General features: G+C 29.9%; 4 protein-coding genes. 2 read left to right on the forward strand and 2 right to left on the reverse strand.

The features are described from left to right. Positions 1-70 precede the first annotated feature (70 nt). Positions 71-325, forward strand: coding sequence for a hypothetical protein (locus JG29_RS08490; protein WP_232297117.1), 255 nt, complete (start codon positions 71-73; stop codon positions 323-325). 103 nt (positions 326-428) lie between these two features. Here JG29_RS08490 and JG29_RS08495 read toward each other — a convergent pair whose 3' ends face one another. Both JG29_RS08495 and JG29_RS08815 read right to left on the reverse strand, forming a co-directional pair. Further along, positions 429-887, reverse strand: a complete 459-nt coding sequence (locus tag JG29_RS08495) for a DUF4145 domain-containing protein (protein ID WP_198139914.1) — start codon at positions 885-887, stop codon at positions 429-431. Between the two features lie 33 nt (positions 888-920). Next, the gene (locus JG29_RS08815) at positions 921-1163 is read right to left on the reverse strand and encodes a hypothetical protein (RefSeq protein ID WP_156961669.1); all 243 of its coding nucleotides are present in this window, start codon (positions 1161-1163) and stop codon (positions 921-923) included. Between the two features lie 579 nt (positions 1164-1742). On the opposite strand from JG29_RS08815, the gene JG29_RS08500 reads away from it, so the two are divergent. Continuing rightward, on the forward strand, positions 1743-2417 hold the full coding sequence (locus JG29_RS08500) for a DUF2786 domain-containing protein (RefSeq protein WP_045923560.1): 675 nt from the start codon (positions 1743-1745) through the stop codon (positions 2415-2417). The last annotated feature ends 295 nt before the right edge of the window (positions 2418-2712 follow it).

Raw genomic sequence — 2712 nt, forward strand, 5'->3', positions numbered from 1 at the left:
ATAAATATCATTGAGTAGAGTAATTCTTTTATTGTTTCTGATTTCTTTATGCAGCCATATTCTTATTATAATGGCACAAGAGGAGCTTTTAATGATCAAAAAAAATAATAGTATTATTGATTTATTACTTATTGAGGCTTTACTCAGATCGAATATTTCAACTTACAAAATCAGTAAGGCAACGCAGATACCTAACTCGACTATTTCTAATTTACGTAATGGTAAACGCGAACTCAAAAATATTACTTCTAAAAATGGCCTGAAACTCAGTAATTATGCTAGAAAGCAGGTTTCTTTGCTTATTAATTCTAATCAAGAGCAATAACATGTGTTAGAAAAACTTCAATGTAAATATTGATATATTAACAATAATTTAACTTTAGATTATACTATCCGTTGGTTTCAGATTTAATTAATAATATTTATCTTCAAAGGGTATGTGAATTTTTATCATATTTATTTATAATATTTTTTGTTTTTATTTTAGCGGTGATAACCTCAAGAAAAATATTAAAGTATTCTTTTAATGTATCTAAGGCTTTTTTGGAATTAAAATCCTCTGGTTTATCCCAGTGCACGAAATTATTGCCGTTTATTCTAACTATATTGGCTGTAATGTTATTTATTTCATGGTCTTTTCCTTTAAAGTAATGCTCTATAGCATTATTTAAATTTAATTGTTCAATGTATTGCTTATTATCATGAAGAACATTTAGTGCGTAATCTTTAATTAAGACCTCTAAAGCTGCACGATAGCCCATACCAGCTAATTCGTAACAATTATGTGATTCTGCAAGTTCGGCTTGTTGATAAATATCTATGAATTTTTCAGAGGTTTTAGAAATCACTTCATCAAATTTTGTGTAACTAGTGTCTGGATAAATCATTAGCATATGGGCATCAAGTGCCTTAGAATATCCTTAAATATGCCAAGAATATCTTTGTACAGTAAAATGATAATTTTGGCAACTAGTACACTTGTGGGTATAAGCACAAATGATGTAAGAACTTACTTTTTTAGAACCAATTAGTTCTGTTATTGGATTATTACTAACCTTACAGTGTGGACACAAGGTTGGAATAAGTATTTTTGTTGGGTAGTTAGTATCAAACTGAACTGCATTTCTAATTTCTGGACTCATATCTAAACTTTTTAATTCCATAACGGCTACTTCCTAAATTTATTTTTTATTATTTCATCATAATCCAATAATAGAAAAATAAGTAAAACAATTATCTATGATCATCATAATTCAGATCATCAATCAAATAACTTGGTTTTAAAATAATTTATTGAATCAACTTTCTTAATACTTAATAATTACTACTTTCAATTTAGACATCAATAAGAACATCAATCAATGAGAACATCTTTATATCGTTATATCTTTATATCGTTATATAGTAACAACTTTTCTAAACAACTGAAGAGTTGCTTTTTTTTTGCTTTTGCGCCTGCAAACGCCCCGTGTCCGGGGCTTCACTACTAAAGAGTACCCGTAAAAATACCTTTGTTTTAGGAACCCGCTACGCGCCTCAAACAAATTTTTTAACGGGTACTAGTCTTCACGCAAGTGCCGTTAAAATTTTTTGTTGCGAAAAAGCCCTAAAGTTAACAAAAAATTTAAACTTAAACACTTGCGTTCAGCCCTCTTTAGTAGTTGATAGCGTGGCGTCAAAAGCAAAAAAAGCTTTTGACAGGCAAGCCAGCCGCAAAAGACAAAAAAGGAGTGTAATTTTTAATGAAATATAGTGCAAATCAAAAAATCATAAATAAGGTAAAAGGTTTATTAGACATTGCTAAGGATAGTAATCAAGATGAAGAGACACAAACAGCTTTCTTATTAGCCCAAAAATTAATGGTGAAATATGGTATTAAAAAATCCAGTATTCAGGATCAACAACGGGCTGTAGAATATGGGGTATTGGAAAGGTGTAGAAAATTTTCTGTGTTAAAAAAATTTTTAGCAAATGTGATCGCTGAAAATTTTAAAGTAATTTTTGTACGTACTGGATCATGTGGGTATTTTAATTATAACTTTTATGGTTATTCTAGTGATGTGGAATTAGCTAAAAATATATATTTTCTAGCTGTTAAAATTATTCAATATAGAACCAAAAAGTATTTAAACAATTATTATTTAAAAACTGGCGCTGCCAGAAACCGAAAATTAACCGCATTTTTAAAGAGAAATTATATTTATGGATTTATTACTGGCTTAGAAACAAGACTGAATGACCAAACGAAAAAATATGATTTAATGGTCAAGCCTGATGATGAAGTCATTAAACGATTAGGGCCGACTAGATCTATGGACGATAAAGTGAGCTGTAATTATAAAAGTAAGTCTTTTAAAAAAGGCTTCACGGATGGTTATAATACAGATTTATCCCAAAAATCTGTCAGTGTGGGCTAATCAGGATGAATCAAATGAATTATTTAGTCTAATAGTATTCAGATTAAAAGCTAATATCCGCCCTTTTGAGAGCTTTAAAAGGTTTTTATATTTAAGACTCAATAAACTTTAATGATTGGGTAAAATGAAGCTTAAAGTCAAGATTATTTTAAAGATCATTGTTAGTGGGGATTAAAGCCCGAGTGAAAAGCTGTTGCTTGGGTTATTAATGCTAATCGTGTTATAATAAAGACATAAAAAGAGCCGGTGTTGCAATCACCAGCCCTTCTATGTAGAGCCGTTTAAGACGGTGACG

Source organism: Bombilactobacillus mellis, from assembly GCF_000967245.1.
Lineage (GTDB): Bacteria > Bacillota > Bacilli > Lactobacillales > Lactobacillaceae > Bombilactobacillus > Bombilactobacillus mellis.

Excerpts from the sequence above, each read along its gene's own strand:
- JG29_RS08490 (WP_232297117.1), top strand. The coding sequence starts at position 71 with ATGGCACAAGAGGAGCTTTTAATGATCAAAAAAAATAATAGTATTATT.
- JG29_RS08495 (WP_198139914.1), bottom strand. The coding sequence starts at position 887 with ATGATTTATCCAGACACTAGTTACACAAAATTTGATGAAGTGATTTCT.
- JG29_RS08815 (WP_156961669.1), bottom strand. The coding sequence starts at position 1,163 with ATGGAATTAAAAAGTTTAGATATGAGTCCAGAAATTAGAAATGCAGTT.
- JG29_RS08500 (WP_045923560.1), top strand. The coding sequence starts at position 1,743 with ATGAAATATAGTGCAAATCAAAAAATCATAAATAAGGTAAAAGGTTTA.